At 72.1% G+C, this 25,456-nt stretch carries 21 protein-coding genes, 2 tRNA genes and 1 pseudogene; 16 read left to right on the forward strand and 8 right to left on the reverse strand.

Annotated elements, in window-relative coordinates; translation table 11 throughout:
* The first annotated feature begins 11 nt into the window (after window positions 1-11).
* From rph to QMC84_RS17295, 3 genes are read left to right on the forward strand one after another with little or no spacing between them, the layout of a single operon-like run.
* Window positions 12-740, forward strand: a complete 729-nt coding sequence (rph, locus tag QMC84_RS17285) for a ribonuclease PH (RefSeq protein ID WP_300376831.1) — start codon at window positions 12-14, stop codon at window positions 738-740.
* Window positions 737-1,351: an RdgB/HAM1 family non-canonical purine NTP pyrophosphatase gene (gene rdgB, locus QMC84_RS17290; protein WP_300376832.1), complete on the forward strand. Its 615-nt coding sequence runs from the start codon at window positions 737-739 to the stop codon at window positions 1,349-1,351. Before rph ends, rdgB begins: the two co-directional genes overlap by 4 nt.
* Window positions 1,348-1,923 (forward strand): 1-acyl-sn-glycerol-3-phosphate acyltransferase, encoded by a 576-nt coding sequence (locus QMC84_RS17295; RefSeq protein ID WP_300376834.1) that lies wholly within the window; start codon window positions 1,348-1,350, stop codon window positions 1,921-1,923. The genes rdgB and QMC84_RS17295 overlap by 4 nt, the downstream gene beginning before the upstream one ends.
* A gap of 29 nt (window positions 1,924-1,952) precedes the next feature.
* Here QMC84_RS17295 and QMC84_RS17300 read toward each other — a convergent pair.
* A tRNA-Leu gene (locus QMC84_RS17300) sits at window positions 1,953-2,026 on the reverse strand.
* 148 nt (window positions 2,027-2,174) lie between these two features.
* Window positions 2,175-2,666: a thioredoxin-dependent thiol peroxidase gene (gene bcp / locus QMC84_RS17305; RefSeq protein ID WP_300376836.1), complete on the reverse strand. Its 492-nt coding sequence runs from the start codon at window positions 2,664-2,666 to the stop codon at window positions 2,175-2,177.
* Between the two features lie 94 nt (window positions 2,667-2,760).
* Between bcp and QMC84_RS17310 the strand changes: the two genes are divergently transcribed.
* From QMC84_RS17310 to QMC84_RS22440, 8 genes and pseudogenes are all read left to right on the forward strand, one after another.
* Complete coding sequence (locus QMC84_RS17310; RefSeq protein WP_300376838.1) at window positions 2,761-3,450, forward strand: energy-coupling factor ABC transporter permease; 690 nt, start codon at window positions 2,761-2,763, stop codon at window positions 3,448-3,450.
* Window positions 3,447-3,737, forward strand: a complete 291-nt coding sequence (locus tag QMC84_RS17315; RefSeq protein WP_300376840.1) for a PDGLE domain-containing protein — start codon at window positions 3,447-3,449, stop codon at window positions 3,735-3,737. The genes QMC84_RS17310 and QMC84_RS17315 overlap by 4 nt, the downstream gene beginning before the upstream one ends.
* Window position 3,738: 1 nt before the next feature.
* Entirely contained in the window at window positions 3,739-4,437 is a 699-nt protein-coding gene (cbiQ, locus tag QMC84_RS17320) for a cobalt ECF transporter T component CbiQ (protein ID WP_300376842.1), read from the forward strand.
* Window positions 4,434-5,246, forward strand: a complete 813-nt coding sequence (locus QMC84_RS17325; RefSeq protein WP_300376844.1) for an ABC transporter ATP-binding protein — start codon at window positions 4,434-4,436, stop codon at window positions 5,244-5,246. The genes cbiQ and QMC84_RS17325 overlap by 4 nt, the downstream gene beginning before the upstream one ends.
* Window positions 5,243-5,497 (forward strand): DUF3618 domain-containing protein, encoded by a 255-nt coding sequence (locus QMC84_RS17330; protein ID WP_300376846.1) that lies wholly within the window; start codon window positions 5,243-5,245, stop codon window positions 5,495-5,497. Before QMC84_RS17325 ends, QMC84_RS17330 begins: the two co-directional genes overlap by 4 nt.
* A gap of 12 nt (window positions 5,498-5,509) precedes the next feature.
* Window positions 5,510-5,845, forward strand: a complete 336-nt coding sequence (locus tag QMC84_RS17335; RefSeq protein WP_300376848.1) for a co-chaperone GroES — start codon at window positions 5,510-5,512, stop codon at window positions 5,843-5,845.
* A 42-nt stretch (window positions 5,846-5,887) separates the two neighbouring features.
* A complete protein-coding gene (locus QMC84_RS17340) occupies window positions 5,888-8,287 on the forward strand; it encodes a penicillin acylase family protein (RefSeq protein ID WP_300376850.1) in 2,400 nt (799 codons plus the stop codon).
* 654 nt (window positions 8,288-8,941) lie between these two features.
* Window positions 8,942-8,989, forward strand: a pseudogene (locus tag QMC84_RS22440) (hypothetical protein); the annotation flags it as partial.
* Between the two features lie 684 nt (window positions 8,990-9,673).
* On the opposite strand, the gene QMC84_RS17350 reads toward QMC84_RS22440, so the two are convergent.
* The 5 genes from QMC84_RS17350 to QMC84_RS17370 all read right to left on the reverse strand — a co-directional run bounded on the left by QMC84_RS17350 (window position 9,674) and on the right by QMC84_RS17370 (window position 14,450).
* The gene (locus tag QMC84_RS17350; protein WP_300376853.1) at window positions 9,674-11,179 is read right to left on the reverse strand and encodes an FAD-dependent oxidoreductase; all 1,506 of its coding nucleotides are present in this window, start codon (window positions 11,177-11,179) and stop codon (window positions 9,674-9,676) included.
* Window position 11,180: 1 nt separating this feature from the next.
* Complete coding sequence (locus QMC84_RS17355) at window positions 11,181-12,305, reverse strand: YihY/virulence factor BrkB family protein (RefSeq protein ID WP_300376855.1); 1,125 nt, start codon at window positions 12,303-12,305, stop codon at window positions 11,181-11,183.
* Window positions 12,306-12,334: 29 nt separating this feature from the next.
* Window positions 12,335-12,655, reverse strand: coding sequence for a LuxR C-terminal-related transcriptional regulator (locus QMC84_RS17360; RefSeq protein ID WP_300376857.1), 321 nt, complete (start codon window positions 12,653-12,655; stop codon window positions 12,335-12,337).
* Window positions 12,648-12,720, reverse strand: a tRNA-Lys gene (locus QMC84_RS17365). The genes QMC84_RS17360 and QMC84_RS17365 overlap by 8 nt, the downstream gene beginning before the upstream one ends.
* A 158-nt stretch (window positions 12,721-12,878) precedes the next feature.
* Window positions 12,879-14,450, reverse strand: a complete 1,572-nt coding sequence (locus tag QMC84_RS17370; protein ID WP_300376859.1) for an NAD(P)/FAD-dependent oxidoreductase — start codon at window positions 14,448-14,450, stop codon at window positions 12,879-12,881.
* A 300-nt stretch (window positions 14,451-14,750) separates the two neighbouring features.
* Between QMC84_RS17370 and QMC84_RS17375 the strand changes: the two genes are divergently transcribed.
* From QMC84_RS17375 to QMC84_RS17385, 3 genes are all read left to right on the forward strand, one after another.
* A complete protein-coding gene (locus QMC84_RS17375) occupies window positions 14,751-15,698 on the forward strand; it encodes a pirin family protein (RefSeq protein WP_300376861.1) in 948 nt (315 codons plus the stop codon).
* 165 nt (window positions 15,699-15,863) lie between these two features.
* Window positions 15,864-16,325 (forward strand): hypothetical protein, encoded by a 462-nt coding sequence (locus QMC84_RS17380; RefSeq protein ID WP_300376863.1) that lies wholly within the window; start codon window positions 15,864-15,866, stop codon window positions 16,323-16,325.
* A 208-nt stretch (window positions 16,326-16,533) separates the two neighbouring features.
* Complete coding sequence (locus QMC84_RS17385) at window positions 16,534-19,536, forward strand: S8 family serine peptidase (RefSeq protein WP_300376865.1); 3,003 nt, start codon at window positions 16,534-16,536, stop codon at window positions 19,534-19,536.
* 108 nt (window positions 19,537-19,644) lie between these two features.
* Here the strand turns inward: QMC84_RS17385 and QMC84_RS17390 are convergent, their stop codons facing one another.
* On the reverse strand, window positions 19,645-20,334 hold the full coding sequence (locus QMC84_RS17390) for a helix-turn-helix domain-containing protein (RefSeq protein ID WP_300376867.1): 690 nt from the start codon (window positions 20,332-20,334) through the stop codon (window positions 19,645-19,647).
* A gap of 126 nt (window positions 20,335-20,460) precedes the next feature.
* Between QMC84_RS17390 and QMC84_RS17395 the strand changes: the two genes are divergently transcribed.
* Window positions 20,461-21,705 (forward strand): MFS transporter, encoded by a 1,245-nt coding sequence (locus QMC84_RS17395; protein WP_300376869.1) that lies wholly within the window; start codon window positions 20,461-20,463, stop codon window positions 21,703-21,705.
* 2 nt (window positions 21,706-21,707) lie between these two features.
* Entirely contained in the window at window positions 21,708-25,424 is a 3,717-nt protein-coding gene (locus tag QMC84_RS17400) for a nitrate reductase subunit alpha (protein WP_300377040.1), read from the forward strand.
* The last annotated feature ends 32 nt before the right edge of the window (window positions 25,425-25,456 follow it).

Below are 25,456 nucleotides of genomic sequence, written 5' to 3' on the forward strand. Positions count from 1 at the left end.
GGGTCCTGGGCATGACTGCAGCACCACGCGCGGACGGCCGTGCCGACGACGAGCTCCGCCCGATCACGATCACCCGGCACTGGCTCGACCACGCAGCGGGCTCGGTGCTCGTGGAGTTCGGCAGGACCAAGGTGCTCTGCGCCGCCTCGGCCAGCGAGGGCGTGCCGCGGTGGCGCAAGGGGTCGGGCCTGGGCTGGGTCACCGCCGAGTACGCCATGCTCCCCGCCTCCACCAACACCCGCTCGGACCGGGAGTCGGTGAAGGGCCGGATCGGCGGCCGCACCCACGAGATCAGCCGGCTGATCGGCCGGTCGCTGCGGGCGGTCATCGACTACAAGGCTCTCGGCGAGAACACCATCCAGCTCGACTGTGACGTGCTCCAGGCCGACGGCGGTACCCGGACGGCGGCGATCACCGGCGCCTACGTCGCGCTCGCCGACGCGGTCGCGCACCTGCGCTCGACCGGGGCGCTGACCGGCGAGCCGCTCACCGGCTCCGTGGCCGCGGTGAGTGTCGGGATCATCGACGGCGTACCCCGACTCGACCTGCCCTACGTCGAGGACGTGCGGGCCGAGACCGACATGAACGTCGTGATGACCGGCGGCGCGAAGTTCGTCGAGGTGCAGGGCACCGCCGAGGGAGCCGCGTTCGACCGCGCCGAGCTCGACGCGCTGCTGGCCCTGGCGGAGAAGGGCTGCGCCGACCTCACCCGTCTGCAGCAGGAGGCGCTGAGCCGGTGACCGACTCCGTCCGGCAGGTGTTCCTCGCCTCGCGCAACCGCAAGAAGATCGCGGAGATGGAGCGGATCCTCCGCGAGCACGTGCCCGGCATCGTGGTGGTCGGCATCGACGACGTCGAGGGGTACGCCGAGCCCGTCGAGGACCAGCCCACCTTCGAGGGCAACGCGCTGCTCAAGGCGCGCGCGGGTCGGGCCGCCACCGGCCTCCCGGCGCTGGCCGACGACAGCGGGCTGTGCGTGGACGCTCTCAACGGGATGCCCGGGGTGCTGTCGGCGCGCTGGGCCGGACCTCCGAAGAGCGACGCCCGCAACAACGAGCTGCTGCTCGCCCAGCTGGCCGAGGTGCCCGACGACCGCCGTACCGCCCACTTCCAGTGCGCGGTCGCGTTCTGCCACGACGGGGGCGAGGAGCTGACCAGCGGCGTGATGCCGGGCCGGGTCATCCACGAGACCCGAGGAACCGGGGGCTTCGGCTACGACGTCCTCTTCGAGGCCGACGACCGGCACGGACTGACCACCGCGGAGCTCAGCGTCGAGGACAAGGACGCGATCTCGCACCGCGGATGGGCGCTGCGCAGGATGGCGCCGATCGTCGCGAGGATCCTCGGATGACGCGGCACTTCTTCGTCCGCCGCAACCTCGCCCGGCTGCTGCTGCGGCTCTCGCGCTGGCACACCGTCGGTGTCGTGCCCCGCAAGGGCATCCTGGTCGGTGCCCCGCACACCTCCAACTGGGACTGGGTGCTGACCATGCTGCTGGCCTGGGACAGCAACGTGCAGGTTCGGCTGCTGGTGAAGGACGCGTTCTTCAAGGGCCCGCTGGCGCCGATCATGCGGGCGAGCGGGGCCGTCGAGCTAGACCGGGCGAACCCCGGGGCGACGATCCGGGCGCTGATCGCCGACGCGGCGACCGACGACACGTTCCTGCTCGGCATTGCCGCGGAGGGCACCCGGGGCAAGGGGGAGTACTGGAAGTCCGGCTTCTACCGGATCTCCCAGCAGACCGGGCTGCCGGTCACCCTGGCCTTCCTCGACGCGCCGTCCCGCACCGTCGGCTGGGGCCCGACGTTCGAGCTGAGCGGCGACGTGGGCGCCGACATGGACCGGATCCGGGCGTTCTACGCCGACAAGACCGGCATCAAGCCCGAGGGGGGCACCGAGCCGCGGCTGCGCGAGGAGGGCTGAGCGCCCGCGCGTCCCGCGACGCTCGGCGGTGCGCCCGGAGAGACTCGAACTCTCACTGGTCAGGACCTAAACCTGATGCCTCTACCCATTGGGCTACGGGCGCGCGGGGTGAAGTGTCGCACGGTGTCGAGTCGGCGCATCTTGCCCGCCGTGTGGCTGCGACTCGGCGCATCTTGCCCGCGCTCTCCACAGCACCCGGGCAAGACGCGCCGACTCGGCCCTCCTGGGTGGGCAAGACGCGCCGACTCGACTCAGCGGGGCTCCTCGTCGGCGAGGTTGAGCTCGAGGTCCCTGCGGAGCTTGGCGACGTGGCCGGTGGCCTTGACGTGGTACTGCGCGAGGAAGACCTTGCCGTCCTCGTCGACGACGACCGTGGAGCGGATCACGCCCTCGACCGTCTTGCCGTACAGCTTCTTCTCCCCGTACGCGCCGTACTGCCTCAGCACCGACCTGTCCGGGTCGGAGAGCAGGGTGATCGTGAGCCCGTCGCGGGCGCGGAACCTCGCGAGCTTCTCCGGCTTGTCGGGGGAGATGCCGACGACCTCGTAGCCGGCCGCCTGCAGCGAGGCGAGGGAGTCGGTGAAGTCGCAGGCCTGCTTGGTGCACCCGGGCGTCATCGCGGCCGGGTAGAAGTACACGATCACCTTGCGGCCGAGGAAGTCGCTGAGGCCGACCTCCGCGCCGGTGTCGTCGGTGAGGGTGAACTCGGGGGCGGTGTCGCCCGGGGAGAGGCGCTCGGTCACGGGTCGGGCTCCTTGTTGCAAGTGATGTGCAATAGCGTAGGGTGGGCACGTTCTCGGGTCTACGGACGAACCTACTGGCTGAGCAGGAGAGCGCATGCACGTCCCCGACGGCTTCCTCGACGCCCCGACCTCGGCAGCCACGGGTGCGGTCGCCGTCGCCGTGGTCGGCGTGGCGCTGGTCAAGGCCCGCCGGGAGCTCGACGACAGGACCGCGCCGATGGCCGGGCTGGTCGCGGCGTTCATCTTCGCCGTGCAGATGCTGAACTTCCCGGTCGGTGCCGGCACCAGCGGCCACCTGATCGGCGGTGCGCTCGCGGCGGTGCTGGTGGGGCCGTGGACCGGCGTCCTCTGCGTCAGCGTCGTGCTGCTGGTCCAGGCGCTGCTCTTCGCCGACGGCGGCATCACCGCGCTCGGCACCAACATCGTGCTGATGGCGATCACGACCGTCCTGGTCGGCTGGGTCGTCTTCCGGCTGCTCCAGCTCGTGCTCCCCAAGCGGCTCTCGCTGACGCCGGCCCAGGCCGGGGTCGGCGCGTTCGTGTCGGTGCCCCTGGCCGCGTCGGTCTTCGTCGTCCTCTACGCGCTGGGCGGTACGGCGGACATCCCGTTCGACACGCTCCTGACGGCCATGTTCGGCGTGCACACCCTGATCGGCATCGGCGAGGGCGTGATCACCGGCCTCGCGGTCGGCGCGATCATCGCCGTACGCCCCGACCTCGTCTACGGCGCCCGCCCGGTGCTCGTGCAGCGCGAGCTCGTGATCAAGAAGTCGGTGGTCGGATGAGCAGGGTCGCCAGGAAGGGCGTCTCCCTCAGGTGGGTCGTCCTCGGCGTCGCCGTCGTCGTGCTGCTGCTCGCCGGCGTCGTGAGCCGGTTCGCCGACAGCGACCCGGACGGCCTCACCCGGGTCTCCCAGGACCACGGCTTCGCGCACACCGAGAAGGGCCGCGACGGCCTGCTCGGCGACTACGGCAGCCGCACCGGCGTCCTCGGGGTCCTGATCGTGCTCGGCCTCGCCGGCGGGGTGACCTACGCCGTCCGGCGCCGGCACCCGCAGGACGAGCAGTCCTGACGTGGGCGCCGGCCACGGCCACAAGCTGCACTTCCACGGGCATTCGCCCGTCCATCGGGCACCGGCGCACCTGAAGGTCCTGGCGCTGCTGGCCTTCGCGGTCGTCGTGGTCGCGACGCCGCGCGACGCCTACGCGCTCTTCGCGGCGTACGCCGTGCTCCTCGGCGTCGTGATCGGCGTGAGCCGGGTGCCCCCGACGTACCTCCTCAAGCGCACGGTCGTCGAGCTCCCGTTCGTCGTGTTCGCCGTGCTGCTGCCGTTCGTCGCGACCGGCCCGCAGACCGAGGTGCTCGGCATCGGTGTCAGCCAGCACGGCCTCGAGGCCGGCATCGCCCTGCTGGTCAAGGGCACGCTCGGCGTGCTCGCGAGCCTCACGCTCGCGGCGACCACCGAGCCGCAGGACCTCCTCGTCGGGTTGGAGCGGCTGCGGGTGCCGCAGCAGCTCGTGCAGATCATGGCGTTCATGGTCCGCTACCTCGACGTCGTCGGCGGCGAGATGCAGCGGATGAGGGTCGCCCGCGAGTCCCGCGGCTTCTCCGCACGCGACCCGAGGCACTGGCCGGTCCTCGCCAGGTCCGCGGGCGCGCTGTTCATCCGCTCCTACGAGCGCGGCGAGCGGGTGCACCTGGCGATGCTCTCCCGCGGCTACACCGGGCGGATGCCCGCCGAGGACTCCCGCCCGGGCGTGAGCGGACCATGAGCACCCCCGTCCTCGACGTGCGCGGCCTGGCCTACGCCTACCCCGACGGCCACCAGGCCCTCTTCGGCGTCGACCTGCACGTCCACCGCGGCGAGCGGGTCGCGCTGCTGGGCCCCAACGGCGCCGGCAAGACCACGCTGGTGCTGCACCTCAACGGGATCCTGGCGGCAGGCGCCGGCACCGTCGCCGTCAGCGGGCTGAGCGTCGAGAAGGCCCACCTCGCCGAGATCCGCCGCCGGGTCGGCGTGGTCTTCCAGGACCCCGACGACCAGCTGTTCCTGGGCACGGTCCGGGCCGACGTCGCGTTCGGGCCGGCCAACCTGGGCCTGCGGGGCGCCGACCTCGACCGCCGGGTGCTGCACGCGCTCGAGCAGGTCGGCATGGAGGAGTACGTCGACCGCCCGCCCCACCACCTCTCGTTCGGCCAGCGCCGCCGGGTCGCGGTCGCCACCGTGCTCGCGATGGAGCCCGAGATCCTGGTGCTCGACGAGCCGTCCTCCAACCTCGACCCGGCGAGCCGGCGCGAGCTCGCCGACATCCTGCGGTCGCTCGACGTGACGGTCCTGATGGTCACCCACGACCTGCCGTACGCGCTCGAGCTGTGCCCGCGCTCGGTGGTGCTCAGCGGCGGCACGGTCGTCGCCGACGGGTCGACGTACGACGTCCTCACCGACGACGCGCTGATGCGCGCGCACCGGCTCGAGCTGCCCTTCGGGTTCGACCCGCGGACGGCCGTGCCCCGACCCTGCGGCGGGGGCGCAGCGGTTGATAGCCTCCAACCGACACCGACGTCGGAGGAGTACCCGTGAGCCAGGACAACCAGCTGTCCTCCCTCGAGCGTGACATCGAGGAGACCAGGGAGCACCTGGCGACGACCATCGACCAGCTCCTCCACCGGGTGCACCCCAAGACCATCGCCAGCCGCGAGGTGAGCAGCATCAAGGCGCACTTCGTCGACGTGCAGACCGGCCGGCCGCGGACCGACAACATCCTCAAGACCGCGGGCGCCGTCGTCGGCGTCGTCGCCTTCTTCGTGGTCGTCCGCAAGGTCGTGCGCTAGCACGTGGCCGGCATGACCACCCCGGGCTCCGACAAGACGCCCATCAAGATGCTGCACGACCGCCTCCTCGTCGAGGTCGATCGCGAGTCCGGCGAGCGCCGCTCCTCCGGCGGCATCGTCATCCCGGCCACCGCCGCGATGGGCGCCCGCCGCCTGGCCTGGTCCAGGGTCGTCGCGGTCGGGCCGCACGCCCGGGCGGTCGAGGTGGGCGACCGGGTGCTCTTCGAGCCCGAGGACAAGGCCGAGGTCGAGGTCGCCGGGGAGCTCTACGTGGTCATGCGCGAGCGCGACATCCACGCCGTGGCGGCCGAGCGGGTCGGCGACAGCGCCACCGGCCTCTATCTCTGACCAGGGTCGTAACCCGCCAGTAACCCCGCCCGTTGAGCGGGCATGCTCCGCCGCCTGCTCGCCGCCACCGCCGCCGCCGCCCTCGTGCCCCTCACCGGGTCCACGCTGCCGTCCGGAGGCGCGGACGCCGCGCCACCCCACCCCGACCGCTACCGCGCGACCGTCGAGATCACCGAGCACGGGATCCCGCACATCACCGCCTCCGACTTCGGGTCGCTCGGCTTCGGCAGCGGGTACGCCGCCGCGCAGGACTCCGCCTGCACGCTCGCCGACACCCTGGTCACCGGACGCGGCGAGCGGTCCCGCTGGTTCGGGCCGGACGCGCGCTACAACGACCAGGTGACGCTGCAGGCGTCCAACCTCCAGGTCGACGCGTTCGTCACCGACCTCCGCCAGCGGCACGTCGTGGAGAAGCTGCTGCGCGACCCGGTGGCCGGGCCCGGCGCACAGGCCCGCCGGATGGTGCGCGGCTACGTCGCCGGGGCGAACGAGTTCCTCCGGTCCCAGCAGGTCACGGACCCGGCCTGCCGCGGCGCGGGCTACCTGAAGCCGGACGTGACCGCCCTCGATCTCTGGTACGGCGTCTACCTCGCCAACCTGCTCGCCTCCGCCGGCGTCTTCGTCAAGGAGATCGTGGACGCCGACCCGCCGAGCGCCGACGACCCAGGACTGCCCGAGCTGCCCGTGAAGGCCGCCCAGGTCGACCGCGACGCGCTGCTGCGCGGCCTCGGCCGGGACCCGGAGGCGCCGTTCGGGTCCAACGCGACCGCAGTAGGCGGCGCCGCGACCACGACCGGCAAGGGGATGCTGCTCGGCAACCCGCACTTCCCGTGGCGCGGCCGCTACCACTTCACCCAGCAGCACCTGACGATCCCGGGCCGGTACGACGTCGCCGGGGCGTCCCTGATCGGCTCGCCGGTGGTCAACATCGGGTGGAACAAGGACGTCGCGTGGAGCCACACGGTGTCCACCGCCTATCGCTTCACCCCCTACGAGTACAAGACGGTCGGCCCGGGCACGACGTACCTCACCGACGCCGGGCCGCAGGAGCTCCTCCACGACACCGTGAAGGTGCGCGTCCGGAAGGACGACGGGACGCTCGGCACGGTGACCGAGGACCTCTACCGCACCCCGCAGGGCTTCGTGATCGACGCCCCGGCGCTGCTGATGCCGTGGAGCCCGACCAGCGTCTGGGCGATCCGCGACGCCAACGCCGAGCACCTGCGCACCATCGACACCTTCCTCCAGATGGGCAAGGCCACCAGCGTGCGGGACCTGCTCCGGCGCCAGGACGCCGCCGCCGGGATGCCGTGGGTCAACACCACCGCCGCGGACCGGCACGGCGACGTCCTGTACGCCGACCACTCCGTGGTGCCGAACGTCCCCGACGCCCTGGCCCAGCAGTGCATGACGCCGACCGGCCTGGTGCTCGACGAGGTGGCGGGGCTGCCTGGCCTCGACGGCACGTTCGCGGACTCGCGCTGCGCGTGGGGCACCGACGAGGACGCCGAGCGCCCAGGCATCTTCGGACCGGCGAACCTGCCGATGGAGGTGCGCCGCGACTGGGTGATGAACGCCAACGACTCCTACTGGCTGCCGAACCCGGCCGAGCCGCTCGAGGGCTACGCCGGGATCATCGGCTGCGAGCGCTGCGTGCGCACGATGCGCACCCGGATGGTCTCCCACTACGTCATCGACCGGCTCGCCTCGGGGAAGAAGGAGTCACCCCGCAGCCTGCGCGGGCACGAGCACGAGAACCGGCTGATGACCGCCGAGGTGATGCGCGCGAACGGCGACCTCGACACGGTGTGCGCGGCCACCGGTGAGACCGAGGCCTGCCAGGTGCTGCACGACTGGGACGGCCGGTCGAACACCGACTCGGTCGGCACCCACATCTTCGAGGAGTTCGTCGCGCGGCTGCCGAGCCCGCCCGTGGACGCGGTCGACCCGGTCTGGCTCACGCCGTTCGACCCCGCCGACCCGCTCGACACGCCGCGCGACCTCAACGTCGCCAACCCGCAGGTGGTGCAGGCGATGGCGGACGCGATCGCGTCCCTGCGCGACCGTGGGATCCCGTTCGACGCGACCTGGGGCTCGCTCCAGGTGGCCGGGGACCGCGGCGCGCCGCCCATCCCGCTCGGCGGTGGCACCGGCGACTCGGTCGGCAACGCCAACGCGCTGGCGTCTCGCTGGGCGCGGGACAACAGGGACCACTACCGGCCGATCACCTATGGCTCGTCGCACATCCAGGCGATCTCGTTCCTGCCCGGCGGCCGGGTCGACGCCCGCACGATCCTGACCTACGGCCAGTCCGAGGACCCGCGCTCGCCGTACTCCAGCGACCAGACCCGGATGTTCGCCCGCAAGCAGTGGGTGCACTTCGCCTGGACCGACGCGCAGATCCGCCAGGACCTGCTGCGCCGCTTCGTGGTGCGCGGCTGAGGCTGAGGCGCCGGCCGACAGGACACGGCCGGCGACCGGTGTCCCCCCTCAGGCACCGGGCGCCGGCCGTCGGCACGCTCGCGGGTCAGCGGACCCGGACGATGAGCGTCCCCGTCGTGTCACCCGTCGTGTCGAGCGTCTGCGACACGGTCAGGCGGTAGGTGTAGGTGCCCCGCTGGGTGAAGCGGGGGAAGATGACGCGGGCGGTGCCGCGGCTGGTGGTCGCGAAGCTGCGGGCGGCCTGCCAGCTGCCACCGACGTAGCGCTCCAGGGTCACGACCGCGGCCTCCGCGTTGTCGACCGCGACGCCGTCGGCCGGGGCCGTCGCGCCGCGCCGCAGGCTGAGGCTGCCGGTGTTGAACCCGTCGAGCCCGACGACCTCCTGCGGGACGTCCGGGGTCACCGGGTCGCCGTCGGTCGTGCAGGACACGTCGCCCTGCCAGTGGTAGTTGGTGCCGCCGACCTGGACCCAGGCGACGTCGTACGACGCGAGCCCGGCCGGCCAGCCCGGGTGGCTGGCGAAGTCGAAGACCGTGGTCCCGCCCCAGGTGCCGGTGTTGTTGTGGAAGTTCAGCGTCACCTGGCCGTGGTCGGTCTCCAGCCGGACGTTGACGTCGTTGGCCTGCCCGCTCGGGATGTCGGCCGGGTAGGCCACGGTCACACCGCTGCACGTGGGGTCGGCGTACCGCCAGTCCCAGCTGAACGGGACGCTGCTGCCCGGCCCGGTCTCCGTGGGGCCGTCGTCCTCGCCCGGCTCCTCGGTCTCGCACGGGCCGACCCAGAACGTCTTGGACTTCGAGTCCGCGCCGCGGGAGCCCTGGGTGTCGGTGGTGACCTTGACGTGGTAGCCCTGCTCCGGGTGCGGCTCGCCGGCGAAGTCGAGCGTGTAGATCTCGCGGTGGTCGAGGTCGGTGCCGCCGTTGGCCGCGTCGTCCTCGAGCTCGACCGTGGCGTCGCCGTGGACCCCGGTGATCGTGACGTCCTGGTCCTGGCTCTCGAAGGTCACCACCGAGGCGGAACCGGCGTCGAAGCCGTACCACTCGAGCGCGAACGTGCAGCCGACGTGCGGGTCGTTGCTCTCGGTCCCGACCTGGTCGACCTCGGCGACCTTGATCGTGCCGTTGTTGCCGCTCGGGTCCGCCTCGGCCACGGCCGGAGTGCCACCCAGTGCCAGGACGGCGGGCAGGGTTGCGGCAGCAGCGGCGCAGACGAGTCGTGCTCGCACGGTGGGACTCCTCGGGATCATCGGGGTGAGGAGTGGAGCGTGACATCCCGGATCGGCCCGGAACGGGCTCGTGCACGAACCGTTCCCGAGCGGTGGACGAACCTTGTGGCTTCCTTGAGGAACTTGCGGGTCGGTCCGGGTTCGCCGGGGCCGGCGGCCCGTCAGCGGCGGCGCAGCCCGCAGGTCGCGGGCCCCTCGAGCACCTGCCCCTCCGGGGCGAAGCGGGACCCGTGCAACGGGCAGTCCCAGCTGCGCTCGGCGTCGTTCCACCGCACGATCCCGCCGAGGTGGCTGCACACCGCGGAGACCGCGTGCTCGACCCCGTCGACCCGGCACACCGCGGTCGGCGTCCCGACCCGGTCGAGCCGGACCTCGCCGGCGCCCTCGTCGACCGTGCCGGAGCCGAGGGCCAGCAGCGGGCGCAGCCAACCGGTCGTCAGCTCCACCGCGACGGAGGCGTTGAGCCGTGCGCTCTCCGGGAGCCCCGCCAGCTCGCGGCTGCTCCACGGGTCGAACGCGGCCGCCCACTCCTGGTGTCCGCCCAGGCTCCGTCCGGCGAGCGCCAGCGCGGCCGCGACGCCGTTCGTCATGCCCCACTTGGAGTAGCCGCCCGCGACCAGCAGCCGGTCGGCGCCGGGAAGGATCGGGCCGACCCACGGCAGCGCGTGGTGCGGGACGTAGTCCTGCGCCGACCAGGCGTGGGTCTCCACGACACCGGGGTAGTGGCCCAGCGTCCACTCCCTCAGCCCGTCGAGGTGGCTGCGCTCCGATGTGGCCGCTCCGGTCTTGTGACCGTCGCCCCCGACCAGCAGCAGGCTCCCCTCGCCGTCGGGGGCCGGGGTGTCGCGCAGCGAGCGGGTGGGCGCGTCGGCGGAGAGGTACATGCCGTCGACCGCCTGCTCGGTGGTCCGGAACGCCAGCCCGTAGGAGCGCGAGGGCTTCGCGCGGGCGAAGAACGCGCCCCGGTCCAGGATCGGCATGTTCGTCGCCAGCACCACCGTGCCGGCGCCGACGCTGCCGACGTCGGTGACGACGTCGTACGGCGCCTGCCCGTGGCCCCCGTGGACCCGGTGCACCCGGGCGCCCGCCACGATCGTCGCCCCGTGGGCGCGGGCGTCCGCCGCGAGCGCATCCAGCAGGTCGAGCGGGTCCAGCTGGAGCTGGTCGGGCACCATCACGGCACCGCGGACGCGGAACGGCAGCGGCAGGTCGTCGACCCAGGTGGCCTTCTCGACGCCGGCCCGGTGCAGGGCCTCCAGCTCCGAGCGCACCGAGCGCACTCCCGACGTCGTGGTGGCGTAGGTGTAGGCCGACCGGTGCTGGACGGCCACGTCATGGTCGGCGCAGAACCGCTCCACCCACGCGAGCGCCTCGACGTTCGCGTCGGCGTACTTGCGCAGCACCGAGATGGGATGCCGCCGGGCGATCTTCGAGAACTGGGTGCCCTGCTGCACGCTGACCTTGGCGGTGCTGCCGCCGGTGGTGCCGGCGCCGACATGGCGGGCCTCGAGGACGAGCACCGATCGCCCGGCCCGGGCGAGCAGGGCAGCCGTCGTCAGGCCGGTGATGCCGGCGCCGACCACCACGACATCCCACTCGCCGGAGACGTCCGCCGGGGCCGGGGGTGGGACCGGGTGCCGGTCGCGCCAGACCGAGGTCAGGGCCATGTCAGTCCCTCCTGCGTCGGGCGTGGGTACGGCGGGCCCGCAGCCGGATCGCCCGGCCGCGACGCTCGTCGGCCTCGTCCTTGGCCCGGGCCTTGTCGATGTTGCGCGTGTCCCGGGGCGGCAGCTGGATGAAGCGCTCGGCCGGGATGCCGGACTGGAGCTCGCGGCCGCGCTCGAGCTCGGCATCCAGCTCGGCGCCGAAGAGCAGCGCCAGGTTGGTCAGCCACACCCACAGCAGGAAGGCGATCACGCCGCCCAGGGCGCCGTAGGTCTTGTCGTAGGAGGAGACGTTCGCGACGTAGTAGCCGAACGCCGCCGACACCAGGGCCCAGGTGAGGATCGCGAGCACCGCGCCGACGCTGACCCACCGGAACTTCGGCTGCCGCACGTTGGGCGTGGCGTAGTACAGCAGCGCGACCATCACGACGACGGCGACCGCGATCACCGGCCACTTCGCGATGTTCCAGACGAGGAGCAGCGTGCTGCCCACGCCGAGGGCGGAGCCCACGGAGTCGGCGACCGGGCCGGTCACGACCAGCGCGAGCAGCACGACGGCGGCGAGCACGACCAGCACCAGGGTGAGCAGGAGCATCAGCGGTCGCAGCTTCCACACCGGCCGTCCCTCGCGGATCTCGTAGATCCGGTTCATCGCCCGGCTGAACCCGCCGACGTACCCGCTCGCCGACCAGAGGGCACCAGCAAGACCGAGCACGAACGCCAGCCCGGCGGCCTGCGAGCGGCTGATCTCGATCAGCGGGTCCCGGATGCTGTTGACCATCGAGGCGCCGCCCAGGTCCTCGACGATGCCGAGCAGGGTCTCGACGCTGTTGGTGCCCTGGCCGACCAGGCCGAGCAGCGAGGTCAGCGCGATCGCGGCCGGGAAGACGGCGAGGACGGCGTAGTAGGTGAGCGCGGCGGCCAGGTCGGTGCACTGGTCGTCGGAGAACTCGCGGACCGTCTTGCGTGCGACGAAGAACCAGGAGCGCCGGGTCAGGTCGGTCGGGGACCCGATCTTCCCGCTGTCCGGGTCGCCCGCGTGGTCACTCGAGGAGCCGTCGGCGGAGTCGGGGGAGGTGTCGCCGGCGTCGTCGCGCCGCGCCTGCCTGGCGCGTGTGTCGCTGCTCATGCTCCCTGGGTGCCCCGAGGAGCGCGGCCTCATGCAAGAGGCGGCCGCCCGGGTCCGGCGGCGCGAAGCCGGACAGCAGGTACCAGGCCACCGCCCGGGCGCGCGACGACGCGCCGATCTTCGCGTCGGCCGAGCGGAGGTAGGTCTTGACCGAGCCGATCGGAGAGGTACAGGTGCTCGGTGATCTCCAGGTTGCTCATGCCCTGGGTGATCAGGGCGAGGACCTCGACCTCCCGGGCGGTGAGTGCGACGCTCCCGCCCGACGGGTCCCCGGATCCCGGCAGCTCCCGCCGGGCAGAGCGAAGGGGCCGCGGCTGGTGTCCAGCCGCGGCCCCTCGTCGGTACGCCATCAGGGACTCGAACCCCGAACCCGCTGATTAAGAGTCAGCTGCTCTGCCAATTGAGCTAATGGCGCTCGCTGTGAAGCGACGTCAACTCTACCAGCGGGTCCGGGCCGCGAGAAATCGGGCGCTCCTGCTCCAACCGTCCTCGGGACGTCAGACGGGGGGCTACCCGTGGCTCGGTCGGTATGACGTCCCCGCGACTCGCGGCCGGCGAGAAGTCGACCGGCGGTCAGCGCATCGCCAGCACGGCCTGGGCCGCGCTGTGCCCGCCGAGGCCGGAGACGGCGCCGCCACGACGCGACCCGGAGCCGCACATGAGCACGGACCCGACGTCGGTCTGCACTCCCCACTGCTGCGCGGGCGTCTCGAGGCGGGCCCGGTTCGGTGCCCACGGCCACTCGAGGTCGCCGTGGAAGATGTGCCCGCCGGGCATGGCGAGGTCCTGCTCGACGTCCTGCGGAGTCTTGGCCTCGATGCATGGGTTGCCGTCGGCGTCGACGGCCAGGCACGACTCGATCGGCTCGGCCAGGTGCTCGTTGAGGGCTGCGAGGGCCCGAGCCACCGCGACCTCCTTCGCGCCGGTGGGGTCGGCGTCGAACAGGGCGGCGGGCGTGTGCACTCCGAAGTAGGTGAGCGTGTGGGTGCCGGCCGGTGAGTCGCCCAGGATCGAGGCGTCGGTCAGGGAGTGGCAGTAGATCTCGCCCGGCAGCACCGACGGCACCCGGCCGGCGGCCGCGTCGGCGTACGCCGCCTCGAGCTGGTGGTAGCCCTCGGCCAGGTGCAGGGTGCCGGCGAACGCGACCTCGGGGTCCACCCCGGACCGCAGCCGGGGGAGCCGGTCGAGGAGCAGGTTGATCTTGAGCTGCGCCCCCTGCGGCTTGGCGTCCGGGTCCTCGCCCTCCCCGAGGAGGATCCGCAGCACCCAGGGCGCGACGTTCGACAGCACGTGGCGCGCGGCCACCGTGTGGGTGCCGATCCCGTCGTGCCAGCTCACCTCGGCGGCGTCCTCGCCGGCCCGGATGCCGCTCACCCCGGCCGAGGTGAGGATCTCGGCGCCGGCGGAGACGGCGGCGGCACCGAGCGCGTCGGTGACCGCGCCCATCCCGCCGACGGGCACCCGCCACTCGCCGGTGCCGTTGCCGAGGAGGTGGTAGAGGAAGCACCGGTTCTGGACCAGCGACCGGTCGTGCAACGAGGCGAAGGTGCCGATCAGCGCGTCCGTCGCGGCGACGCCGCGCACGGTGTCGTCGGTGAACCGGGCCTCGATCGTCTGCCCGATCGGGGTGGTCACGAAGTCGTGCCAGACCTGGTCCGGGACCCGGTCGCGGACGTCACGCTCGAGCGGCAGGGGCTGGAGCAGGGTGGGCGCGACGACCGCGGCGAGCTCGCCGATCTCGGCGTAGAACCGCCGCCAGGCGGCGTACTCCTCGTCGCCGCCGGTCAGTCGGCGGAAGGACTGCGCGGTCCCCGGACCGGCCGTCCGCTCGACGAGCAGCCCGTCGGCCTGGCCGTCGCGGATCGTCGGGGTGTACGACGCCACCGACCGCGACGCGAGCCGGAGGTCGAGACCGAGGTCGGCGACCAGCTGCTCGGGCATCAGCGAGACGAGGTAGGAGTAGCGGGAGAGCCGGGCCGGCCGACCGGGGAACGGCTGGGCCGAGACCGCGGCCCCTCCGGTGTGGGCCAGCCGCTCGAGCACGAGCACGGAGAGTCCGGCGCGGGCGAGATAGGCGGCGGCGACCAGGCCGTTGTGCCCGCCTCCGACGACCACCACGTCATAGCTGCTCTTCGACGAAGTCATCGGACCAACGTAGTGCTCGTCGCTCGCTCGAGCTGACCGCGGCGCTGCCGGACGGGCCGGTCCCGTTCCTCGGCGACCGCGGCATGCTCGAGCGGGTGGTGATCAGCCTGGCCGGCAACGCGGCGAGGTGCACCCGCGAGGGCGGTCGGATCGCGGTCCGGCTGCTGGCGGGTCCGAAGGACACGGTGATCGAGGTGAGCGACACCGGCATCGCGGAGCCCGACGCCCCGCGTCGGAATATCCAACTTTCAACCACCGTTGGGTCTGGTACCCCGACACCGACAGCAGGAGGTGGGCCGCATGCCCGCTGTGACCGTGGCCGACCTGACGGTCCTCCCTCGACTCCGCGAGCCCGGGCTGGGCGACCAGCCCCGCCCCGTGTGGCAGGTCAGCACCGCGCCGCAGGGCTACGAGGGCGAGGGGTTCCCGGTGCGCCGCGCCTTCGCGGGCATCGACCTCCAGCACCTCGACCCGTTCGTCATGATGGACCAGATGGGCGAGGTGGAGTACGCGCCGGGCGAGCCCAAGGGCACCCCCTGGCACCCGCACCGCGGCTTCGAGACCGTCACCTACATCATCGACGGCGTCTTCGACCACCAGGACAGCCACGGCGGGGGCGGCACCATCACCAACGGCGACACCCAGTGGATGACCGCCGGCTCCGGCCTCCTGCACATCGAGTCCCCGCCGGAGTGGCTGGTCCAGCAGGGCGGCCTGTTCCACGGCATCCAGCTCTGGGTGAACCTCCCGCGTGACGCCAAGATGAACGACCCGCGCTACCAGGACATCCGGTCCGGCTCGGTCCAGCTGCTCACCAGCAGCGATGCCGGTGCGCTCGTCCGGGTCATCGCGGGCACCGTCGACGGACACGCCGGCCCGGGCTCGACGTACACGCCGATGTCGCTGGTGCACGCGACGGTGGAGCCCGGTGCTCGCCTCGACCTGCCCTGGAACGTCGACTTCAACGCCCTCGTCTACGTCCTCAACGGGGCCGGGACCGTCGGCACCGACGCCCGTCCGATCCACACCGGCCAGGCCGCCGTGCTCGGGGCCGGGGACTACCTGACCGTGGCCGCGGGCCCGCGCCAGGAGAGCCGCTCGCCGAAGCTCGACGTCATCGTGGTCGGCGGCCGACCGATCCGCGAGCCGCTCGCCTGGGCCGGGCCGTTCGTGATGAACACCAAGTCCGAGGTGATGCAGGCCTACGAGGACTTCCAGCACGGCCGCTTCGGCCACATCCCCGGCTGACGGGCTCTCCCGCGGCGGCCGCGGGTCCGCACCGCCGGCGGCGTTCCCGGGACCTCGTACGGGCGGTGCCGCTGTCGCCACCGTCCGTATGACATCCCGCCACCCGCAGGCGTTCCGAGGCCCCGCTGGGTCGACCTCGCGGCGCAAACGCGAGACAGTGAGGTCATGCGCCGACCTCTCGCCGCCCTTGCCGGAGCAGTCCTGGTCGCGAGCGTCCTGGCCGGGTGCGGGGACGACGGCGGCACGACCGCGACCGACCCCGGTCCCACGAGTACGACGTCGGCATCGAGCCAGCCCGCGGACCCACCGTCCGAGGAGCCCGTGAGCGCGCGCAAGACCTGCGCCGAGCTCTACCACCCGCCGGCCCAGCTGATGCCCCGCGCCATCGAGTTCGTGCACGGCTCCCCGTCGGCGGAGGACTCGTCGGAGGCGGAGGAGCTGGTGACCGCGCTCGCCGACGCCCAGGGCCACGCGCTCGGCCCGCTCGCCGAGGACATCGCGGTGGTCCGCGAGGCGGTCGACGCACAGCGGGTGGCGGGTGAGTCCGGCTCCGACGGGCCGGCGGTCGCGCCGTTCGACACGGCCGCCAACCGCCTCGCTCGCAACTGCGAGATCTACAACGACTGACCCGGCCGGTCGCCCCGCAGCCGGACGCCGCTGCATCACGATCCGGCCACGGGACGGGCTCGCGCGCGTGGCCTCTTGACGCGGAGGGTGTTTGGCCGTTGGGTGATCGCGGGTGCAGTCCTGTCGGTGAACGTGGGAGACCACCGGAGCTCTGCACCTCCATTCGGCAGCAGTCCGTCTCGGCGGACACTCGGTAGGGGAGACCTAAGTGTCAGTTCACTTCTCCAGGTCGGGCGCGCTGCGGCGCGGTGCCGGCCTTCTCTCGGTGGGGGCGGTCGTGGCCGGCCTCCTGGTCGGAACACCGGCCTCGGTCGGAGCCGCGGAGGCCAAGCCCGCGGCCACCGGCTCGACCAGCATCGCCGCAGGACGCTACGTCGTCCTCCTGCGTGAGCCCAGCGCCACCCGGTACGACGGGAGCAACCCGCGGTTCGCAGCCACCCGCGCCGCGGGCGGCCGCCAGTTCGACGCGCGCTCGCAGCGGGTCCGCACCTACACCGCCCACCTGCGCTCGGCGCAGCGCTCGATCGCCGGCTCCGTCGGCGCCGACGTCGACCAGAGCTACACGATCGCTGCCAACGGCTTCTCGGCCGAGCTCACCCAGCAGCAGGCCTTCGAGCTCTCGTCGGACCGGCGTGTGCTGATCATGCAGAAGGACCAGTTGGTCCACGCCGACACCTGGAACACGCCGAGCTTCCTCGGCCTCACCGGCAAGAGGGGTTCGTGGGCCACGCACGGCGGCCAGAAGAAGGCCGGCGCCGGTATCGTGGTCGCCGACCTCGACTCCGGCATCTGGCCGGAGGCGCGGTCCTTCGCCGGCTCGCCGCTGACCGAGACGCCCCAGACCAAGTGGGACATCTCGCGCACCGGGACCGCGACCCGGATGGAGAAGGCGGACGGCGGTGTGTTCACAGGCGAGTGCCAGCTCGGCGAGGACTGGACCGCCGACGACTGCAACACCAAGCTGATCGGGGCCCGCTCCTACAGCGACGGCTACCTCGCCGGCGGCAACACGATCCTCGACGAGGACTACGCCTCCACGCGTGACGGCAACGGGCACGGCACCCACACCGCCAGCACCGCCGCGGGCAACATCGTCGACGGGGTCAGGACCGAGGGGGTCCGGTTCGGGACCATCTCCGGCATGGCGCCCGCCGCCAGGATCGCGACGTACAAGGTGCTCTGGGCCCAGGACGACGGCGGCGCGTCCGGCGTCACCAGCGACATCGTCGCCGCGATCGACGACGCCGTCGCCGACGGCGCCGACGTCCTCAACTTCTCGATCTCGGGCGAGACCGACACCGTCATCGAGCTGACCGAGTTCGCCTTCGAGGGTGCGGCCGAGGCCGGCGTCTTCGTGGCCGCCTCGGCCGGCAACTCCGGCCCGGACGCCTCCACCGTGGCGCACAACAGCCCCTGGCTGACCACGGTGGCGGCCTCGACCCACCACAACTTCGAGAACACCCTGGTGCTCGGCAACGGCGCCAAGATCGTGGGTGCCTCGATCAACGACAAGGCCGTCTCGTCGAAGAAGCTCGTCGACTCCGAGGCCTCGGTCGTCGCCGGTGGCGACGCCGCCGACGCCCGGCTCTGCGGCCCCGACACGCTCGACCCCGCCAAGGTCACCGGCAAGATCGTGGTCTGCACCCGAGGCGTCTACGACCGGGTGGCCAAGAGTGCCGAGGTCGCGCGCGCCGGCGGGGTCGGGATGGTGCTCGCCAACCCGTCGGAGAACAGCCTGGACGCCGACTTCCACTCGGTGCCGACGGTGCACATCACCAACACCGACGCGGCCAGGGTCTTCGCCTACCTGGACGCGAAGGGCAGCGCCGCCACCGCCCGGATCGAGCCCGGCAACCTCACGAACAAGACGACGCCGCTCCCGCAGATCGCCGGCTTCTCCTCGCGCGGCCCGGCGATCGCGAACGACGCCGACCTGCTCAAGCCGGACATCGCCGCTCCGGGCGTGAGCGTGCTCGCGGCCGTGGCGCCGCCGTCGAACTCGGGACGCCACTACGACCTCTACTCGGGCACGTCGATGGCCGCGCCGCACATCACCGGCCTGGCGGCGTTCATGCTGAGCGTCCACCCGACGTGGCAGCCGATGAAGATCAAGTCCGCGATGATGACCACCGCCGGCCGGGTCAAGGACGCAGACGGCAAGACGTCCAACGACCTGTTCGCCCAAGGCGCCGGCCAGGTCAAGCCCCGGCGGTTCTTCAGCCCCGGCCTGTTCGTCACGTCCACCCCGCGCGAGTGGCTCGGCTTCATCACCGGCCAGGGCTTCGACACGGGGGTCCCGGCGCTCGCCGCCAAGGACCTCAACGGCCCCTCGCTCGCCCAGGGCCAGGTGACGTCCTCGACGTCGTTCGACCGCACCTTCACCTCCGACCGGGTCGGCACCTGGACGGTCTCGGTGTCGGTCCCCGGCTTCGCGGCGACTCCGAGCGCCACCAAGCTGGTCGCGAAGCGCCCCGGTGACATCGAGACGCTGACGTTCGACTTCACGCGGACGACCGCACCGCTCGGCGAGTTCTCGATGGGGTGGGTGACCCTCACCGGTCCGACGACGGTCCGGCTCCCGGTCGCCCTCCGCCCGGTGTCGGTCAAGGCACCGGCCTCGATCCAGGGCACCGGCACCGAGGGCTCGGTGACCGTGCCGGTGACGGCCGGCTATACCGGTGACCTGGTCGTGAACCCGAGCGGACTCGCCAAGGCGCAGACCGTGGACAACTCGGTCGCGGTCGACGACTTCAACCTCGAGTGCGTGGAGATCGGGGCGGACAGCCGGCTCGCCCGCTTCGACCTCGACGCGGCCGACGACGCCGCCGACCTCGACATGTTCGTCTACTACTCGCCGACCTCCTGTGACCCCGACACCCTGGTGGCACAGGTCGGGCAGTCGGCGACGGGCTCGGCGGACGAGTCGGTGACGATCACCGCACCGGACGAGGGCTTCTACGTGATCGAGGTCGACGGCTTCGCAGCCGGCGGCACGGGCTCGCCGATGGACTACCAGCTCCGGTCCTACGACCTGGGCCCGGCGGCGACCCTGGGCAACCTCACGGTGACGCCCAACCCGGTCCCGGTCGTGGATCAGCAGGAGACGTCGTTCGACGTCAGCTGGTCGGGACTGGACCCGGACTCGTCGTACCTCGGCATGCTCGAGTACGACGGCGCCCTGGCTCCGACGATGGTGGAGATCACCAGCTGAGGTAGCCGGCCGGGCGTCCGCCCGCTCCACACACTGCGCCCGGGACCACACGGTCCCGGGCGCAGTGCGTCGGGTGCCGAGGCGGAATGCTGGAGGGGCGCCCCGCGATCAGACCGGCGGCACCACGAGCCGGCAGTAGCCGGGTGCGGCGAACGGCTCCAGCTCGCTGCCGGCCGGGTCCCCGCCGAGCTCGTCGAGCATGCCGCGGATGATGCCGAGATGGATGCCGCACACCACCCCGGGGGCGCGGTGGGCGGCCTCGAGCAGCGGGCAGCGGGTGAGCAGGACCTCGCTGTCGTCCGCTCCCTGGCGCGGCGCGAAGCCCAGGTCGTCGAGCTCCCCGACGACCTCGACCCGGGCGCCCCCGGCGGCCCCGGTCCGGGCGCGGCGCTTGCGCGCGAGCTCGCGCCCCCACTCCTCCCCGACGGCGGCCGCGTGTCCCGTCGGGTCGCTGCTGCTCAGGGCCAGGGCGTCGGCGAGCGCGACGGCCAGCCGGGCGTACTCGCCGTGCCCGTGGTCGACGTGCTCGAACAGGTGGGCCGGCCGGCCGCGACCCTGGGGCCGGCCGTCGATCCGGCGCACCAGGCCGCGGCGCACCAGCGCGTCCAGGTGCTCGCGCACGGTGTTGGGGTGCAGCCCGGTGATCCGCACCAGGGCAGCCAGGGTGAGCGGCTGCGGCTGGTCGCGCAGGTGCTCGAGGATCGCCCGACGGGACGGGGAGAGCGGGTCCCGGCCGCCGCGGAGCCGGGCGCCGGCTCGGGGACCGTCAGGTGAGGACCAACTGCCCCTGTTTTCCACGGAGTCCAGTGTAGTAAAACCCTCGGGAGGGCCGCCGAGGGTGGTCGACTAGTTGGGGGTGTCCCGGTTGGCAACGTCAGGTATTTCGGACAAGGTGGTCGTGGACGCGATCTCGAGGGGTGGGGCATGACCGTGACGGAGAAGGGCATCGTGGGCAGCCAGCGCCGCCTGAGTGGGCCGTGGACGATGCTGGTGATGGCGACCATCGGCTTCGCCGTGAACTTCTGGGCGTGGGCGCTGATCAGCCCGCTCGGCCCGCTGTTCCGGGACAACGGCCGGGTGGGCACGCTGAGCGAGTCCGACGTCGCGCTGATGGTCGCGGTCCCGGTCGTGGTCGGCTCACTCGGCCGGATCCTGGTCGGTGCCCTGACCGACAAGTACGGCGGCCGGGTGATGTTCCCGGTGATCTCGGCGATCACCATCGTCCCGATCCTGTTCCTGGCGTTCGTCGCCCTCGACTCCTACACCCTGATGCTGGTCGGCGGCTTCTTCCTCGGCGTCGCCGGCACCGCCTTCGCGGTCGGCGTGCCGTTCGTCAACGCATGGTTCCCGCCGGCCAAGCGCGGGCTCGCGGTCGGCGTCTTCGGTGCCGGCATGGGCGGCACGGCGATCAGCGCGCTGACCACGGTCAAGCTGTACAAGAACATCGACGACCAGGCGCCGTTCCTGATCACGGCCGCCGTGCTCGCGGTCTACGCCGCCGCGGCCTGGCTGATCCTGCGCGACGCCCCGGGCCGCACCGCCCCGACCACGTCGCTGGCCTCGCGCCTGGCCGCCAACTCCAGGCTGTCGATCACCTGGCAGGCCTGCATCCTCTATGCCGTCGCCTTCGGCGGGTACGTCGCGTTCTCGGTCTACCTGCCGGCGTACCTCAAGACCGCCCACGGCCTGACCCCCGCGGACGCCTCCAACCGGATGGCGGGCTTCGTCGTCGTCGCCGTGATCATGCGCCCGGTGGGCGGCTGGCTCTCCGATCGGTTCGGCGCGGTCCCCGTGCTCGCCGGCGGGTACGCCGTCGTCGCCGTCTGTGCCGGCATCTCCGCGGGCGACCCGCCGCTCGACGGCGTCGGCACCGTCGTGTTCCTCGCGATGGCGGCGGCGCTCGGCTCCGGCAGCGGCGCGACCTTCGCCCTGATCGCGAAGGTCACCGAGCCCTCGCGAGTCGGTGGCGTCACCGGCCTGGTCGGCGCGGCCGGCGGTCTCGGCGGCTTCGTGCCCCCGCTCGTGATGGGCTACGTCTACGGACGCACCGACTCCTACGGCATCGGGCTGTGGATGCTGTCGGTGACTGCCGCCCTGACCCTCCTGCTCACCCTGACCGTGGTACGACGGACTGCAGCCGACCACCGAACCGAGAGGATTCCTGCGTGACGATCGAGGGCACCTCCAAGCCTGGGCTCGACGGACCACTCAGCGATGCACTGGTGCGAAGTCGGCGTTACTTCACCCGGGGGACCGTCTCGGACGATCTGCGCACCCTGACGAGGACGGGCGGCCGAGAGGCCGACGACTTCTACCGGGATCGGTGGAGCCACGACAAGGTCGTGCGCTCCACGCACGGTGTCAACTGCACCGGATCCTGCTCGTGGAAGGTCTACGTCAAGGACGGGATCATCACCTGGGAGACCCAGCAGACCGACTACCCGTCGACCGGCCCGGACAAGCCGGAGTACGAGCCCCGCGGCTGCCCGCGCGGCGCCGCCTTCTCCTGGTACACCTACTCGCCGACCCGGGTGCGCTACCCGTACGTGCGCGGTGTCCTCCTCCAGATGTACCGCGAGGCCAAGCAGCAGCACGGCGGCGATCCGGTCAAGGCCTGGGCCCACGTCGTCGACAACCCGCAACGCGCCCGCGCCTACAAGGCCGCACGCGGCAAGGGCGGCCTGGTGCGTGCGACCTGGGACGAGGCGGTCGAGATGGTCGCCGCCGCCCACGTGCACACGATCGCCAAGTGGGGCCCGGACCGGGTCGCCGGGTTCTCCCCGATCCCGGCGATGTCGATGGTGTCGCACGCCTCCGGCGCGCGGTTCATGCACCTGATCGGCGGCTCGATGCTGAGCTTCTACGACTGGTACGCCGACCTGCCGGTCGCCTCGCCGCAGGTGTTCGGCGACCAGACCGACGTCCCCGAGTCCGGGGACTGGTGGGACGCCGGCTACCTGGTCATGTGGGGCTCCAACGTGCCGGTCACCCGGACCCCTGACGCGCACTGGATGACCGAGGCGCGCTACCGCGGTCAGAAGGTCGTGGTGGTCGCCCCGGACTACGCCGACAACGTGAAGTTCGCCGACGAGTGGCTGCCGGCCAACCCGGGGACCGACGGGGCGCTGGCCATGTCGATGGGCCACGTCATCCTCAAGGAGTTCTACGTCGACCGGGAGACGCCGTACTTCCGTGACTACGTCAAGCGCTACACCGACCTGCCGTTCCTGGTGAAGGTCGAGGTGGGCGCGGACGGTGTGCACCGGCCCGGCAAGTTCCTCACCGCCGAGGACCTCGCCGGCCACCGCGACGAGGAGAACGCCGCCTTCAAGACGGTGCTCATCGATGCCGCGACCGACGCTCCCGTCGTGCCCAACGGCGCCCTGGGGCACCGGTTCGGCGCGAGCGGCGAGGGCAAGTGGAACCTCGATCTCGGCGACGTCGACCCCCGACTGAGCCTGGCCGGCCCCGGCGCGGAGTCCGTCGAGCTCGAGGTGCCCCGCTTCGACAACCTCGACGGTGCCGCCGGGAACCTGCGCCGCGGCGTGCCGGTGCGCACGGTGGAGGGCCACCTGGTCACGACCGTGCTGGACCTGATGCTCGCGCAGTACGGCGTGGGCCGCCCCGGACTGCCGGGCGAGTGGCCGACCGGGTACGACGACGCGGAGGCCCCCGGCACTCCCGCCTGGCAGGAGCGCTTCACCGGCGTGCCCGCCTCGGCGGCTGCGCGGATCGGCCGCGAGTTCGCCCAGAACGCGGAGGAGTCCAAGGGCCGGTCGATGATCCTGATGGGGGCCGGCACCAACCACTGGTTCCACTCCGACACGATCTACCGGACGTTCCTGGCGCTCACCACGTTGACCGGCTGCCAGGGCGTCAACGGCGGTGGCTGGGCGCACTACGTGGGACAGGAGAAGGTCCGCCCGATCACGGGCTACAACCAGGTCGCGAACGCCCTGGACTGGAACCGGCCGCCGCGGAACATGATCCAGACGGCGTACTGGTACCTCCACACCGACCAGTTCCGCTACGACCAGTTCGGGGCCGACACCCTCTCGGCGCGGACCGGAGAGGGCCAGCTCGCCGGCCTGAGCACCGCCGACGTGATCGCCAAGAGCGCCCGGCTGGGCTGGTCGCCGTCGTACCCGACGTTCGACAAGAACCCGCTCGCGATCACCGAGGAGGCGGCCGCGGCCGGCCGCAGCGTCGCCGACCACGTCGTCGAGGGGCTCAAGGACGGGTCGCTGAACTTCGCGTGCGAGGACCCGGACGCTCCGGAGAACTTCCCGCGGATCCTCTCGATCTGGCGCGCCAACCTGCTCGGCTCGTCGTCGAAGGGCAACGAGTACTTCCTCAAGCACCTGCTGGGCACGGACAGCTCGGTGCGCGCCACCGAGACCCCGGAGCCACTGCGGCCCCGGGACCTCACCTGGCACGACGAGGCGCCGGAGGGCAAGCTCGACCTGCTGATGACCCTGGACTTCCGGCAGACGTCGACGACGATCTTCTCCGACGTCGTCTTCCCCGCCGCCACGTGGTACGAGAAGCACGACCTGAACACCACCGACATGCACCCGTTCGTGCACTCGTTCAACCCCGCGATCGCGCCGCCCTGGCAGACCCGGACCGACTGGGACACCTGGCGGGCGATCGCCGCCAAGTTCAGCGAGCTCGCGGGCCCGCGGCTGGGCACTCGGCGCGACGTGGTGGCCGTGCCGCTCATGCACGACACCCCGGATGCGATGGCCAACCCGCACGGCGTGGTCCGCGACTGGAAGCTCGGGGAGTGCGAACCGGTCCCGGGCGTCACGATGCCGAAGCTGGTCGAGGTCGAGCGTGACTACGGCGCCGTGAGCGCGAAGATGAACGCGCTGGGCCCGCTGCTCGACACGCTCGGTGCGACGACGAAGGGCGTGACCTTCGAGCTCGGCAAGCAGATCGACTACCTGCGGGCCAAGAACGGCGCCGTCCGCGGCGGCGTCGCGGACGGCCGCCCGTCGCTGCAACGCGACGTGCACGTCTGCGAGGCGATCCTCGCGCTGTCCGGCACCACCAACGGCCACCTGGCCGTGCAGGGCTTCAAGCAGCTCGAGAAGCGCACCGGTCGCGAGCTCCACGACCTCGCGGCCGAGCACGAGGGCAAGCAGGTGACCTTCGCCGACACCCAGTCCGCGCCGGTCCCGGTGATCACCTCCCCGGAATGGTCCGGCTCCGAGTCGGGCGGCCGGCGGTACTCGCCGTTCACGATCAACGTCGAGCGGCTCAAGCCGTGGCACACGTTGACCGGACGCCAGCACTTCTACCTCGACCACGACTGGATGCTCGAGCTCGGCGAGGGCCTCCCGGTCTTCCGGCCGCCGCTCAACATGGGGGCGCTGTTCGCGGAGCCCCCGATCGGCGACGTCGCCGGACCCGGCACCGGGGCGGTCGAGGGGGTGACGGTCCGCTACCTGACGCCGCACAACAAGTGGTCGATCCACTCGGAGTACCAGGACAACCTGTTCATGTTGTCGCTCTCGCGCGGTGGGCAGACGATCTGGATGTCCGACAAGGACGCCGCCAAGGTCGGCGTGGAGGACAACGACTGGATCGAGGCGGTCAACCGCAACGGTGTGGTCGTCGCCCGGGCGATCGTCTCGCACCGGATGCCCGAGGGCACCGTCTACATGCACCACGCCCAGGACCGGTTGATCGACGTCCCCCTCGCGGAGACGTCGGGGAAGCGCGGCGGGATCCACAACTCGCTGACCCGCCTGCTCGTCAAGCCCTCGCACCTGATCGGCGGCTACGCCCAGCTGTCGTGGGCGTTCAACTACATCGGCCCGACCGGCAATCAGCGCGACGAGGTGACGGTCATCCGTCGCCGGTCGCAGGACGTGGAGTACTGAATGGCACCCCAGGAAGTGCTCCGCTCGTTCCT

The organism is Nocardioides sp. (assembly GCF_030019515.1).
GTDB lineage: Bacteria > Actinomycetota > Actinomycetes > Propionibacteriales > Nocardioidaceae > Nocardioides.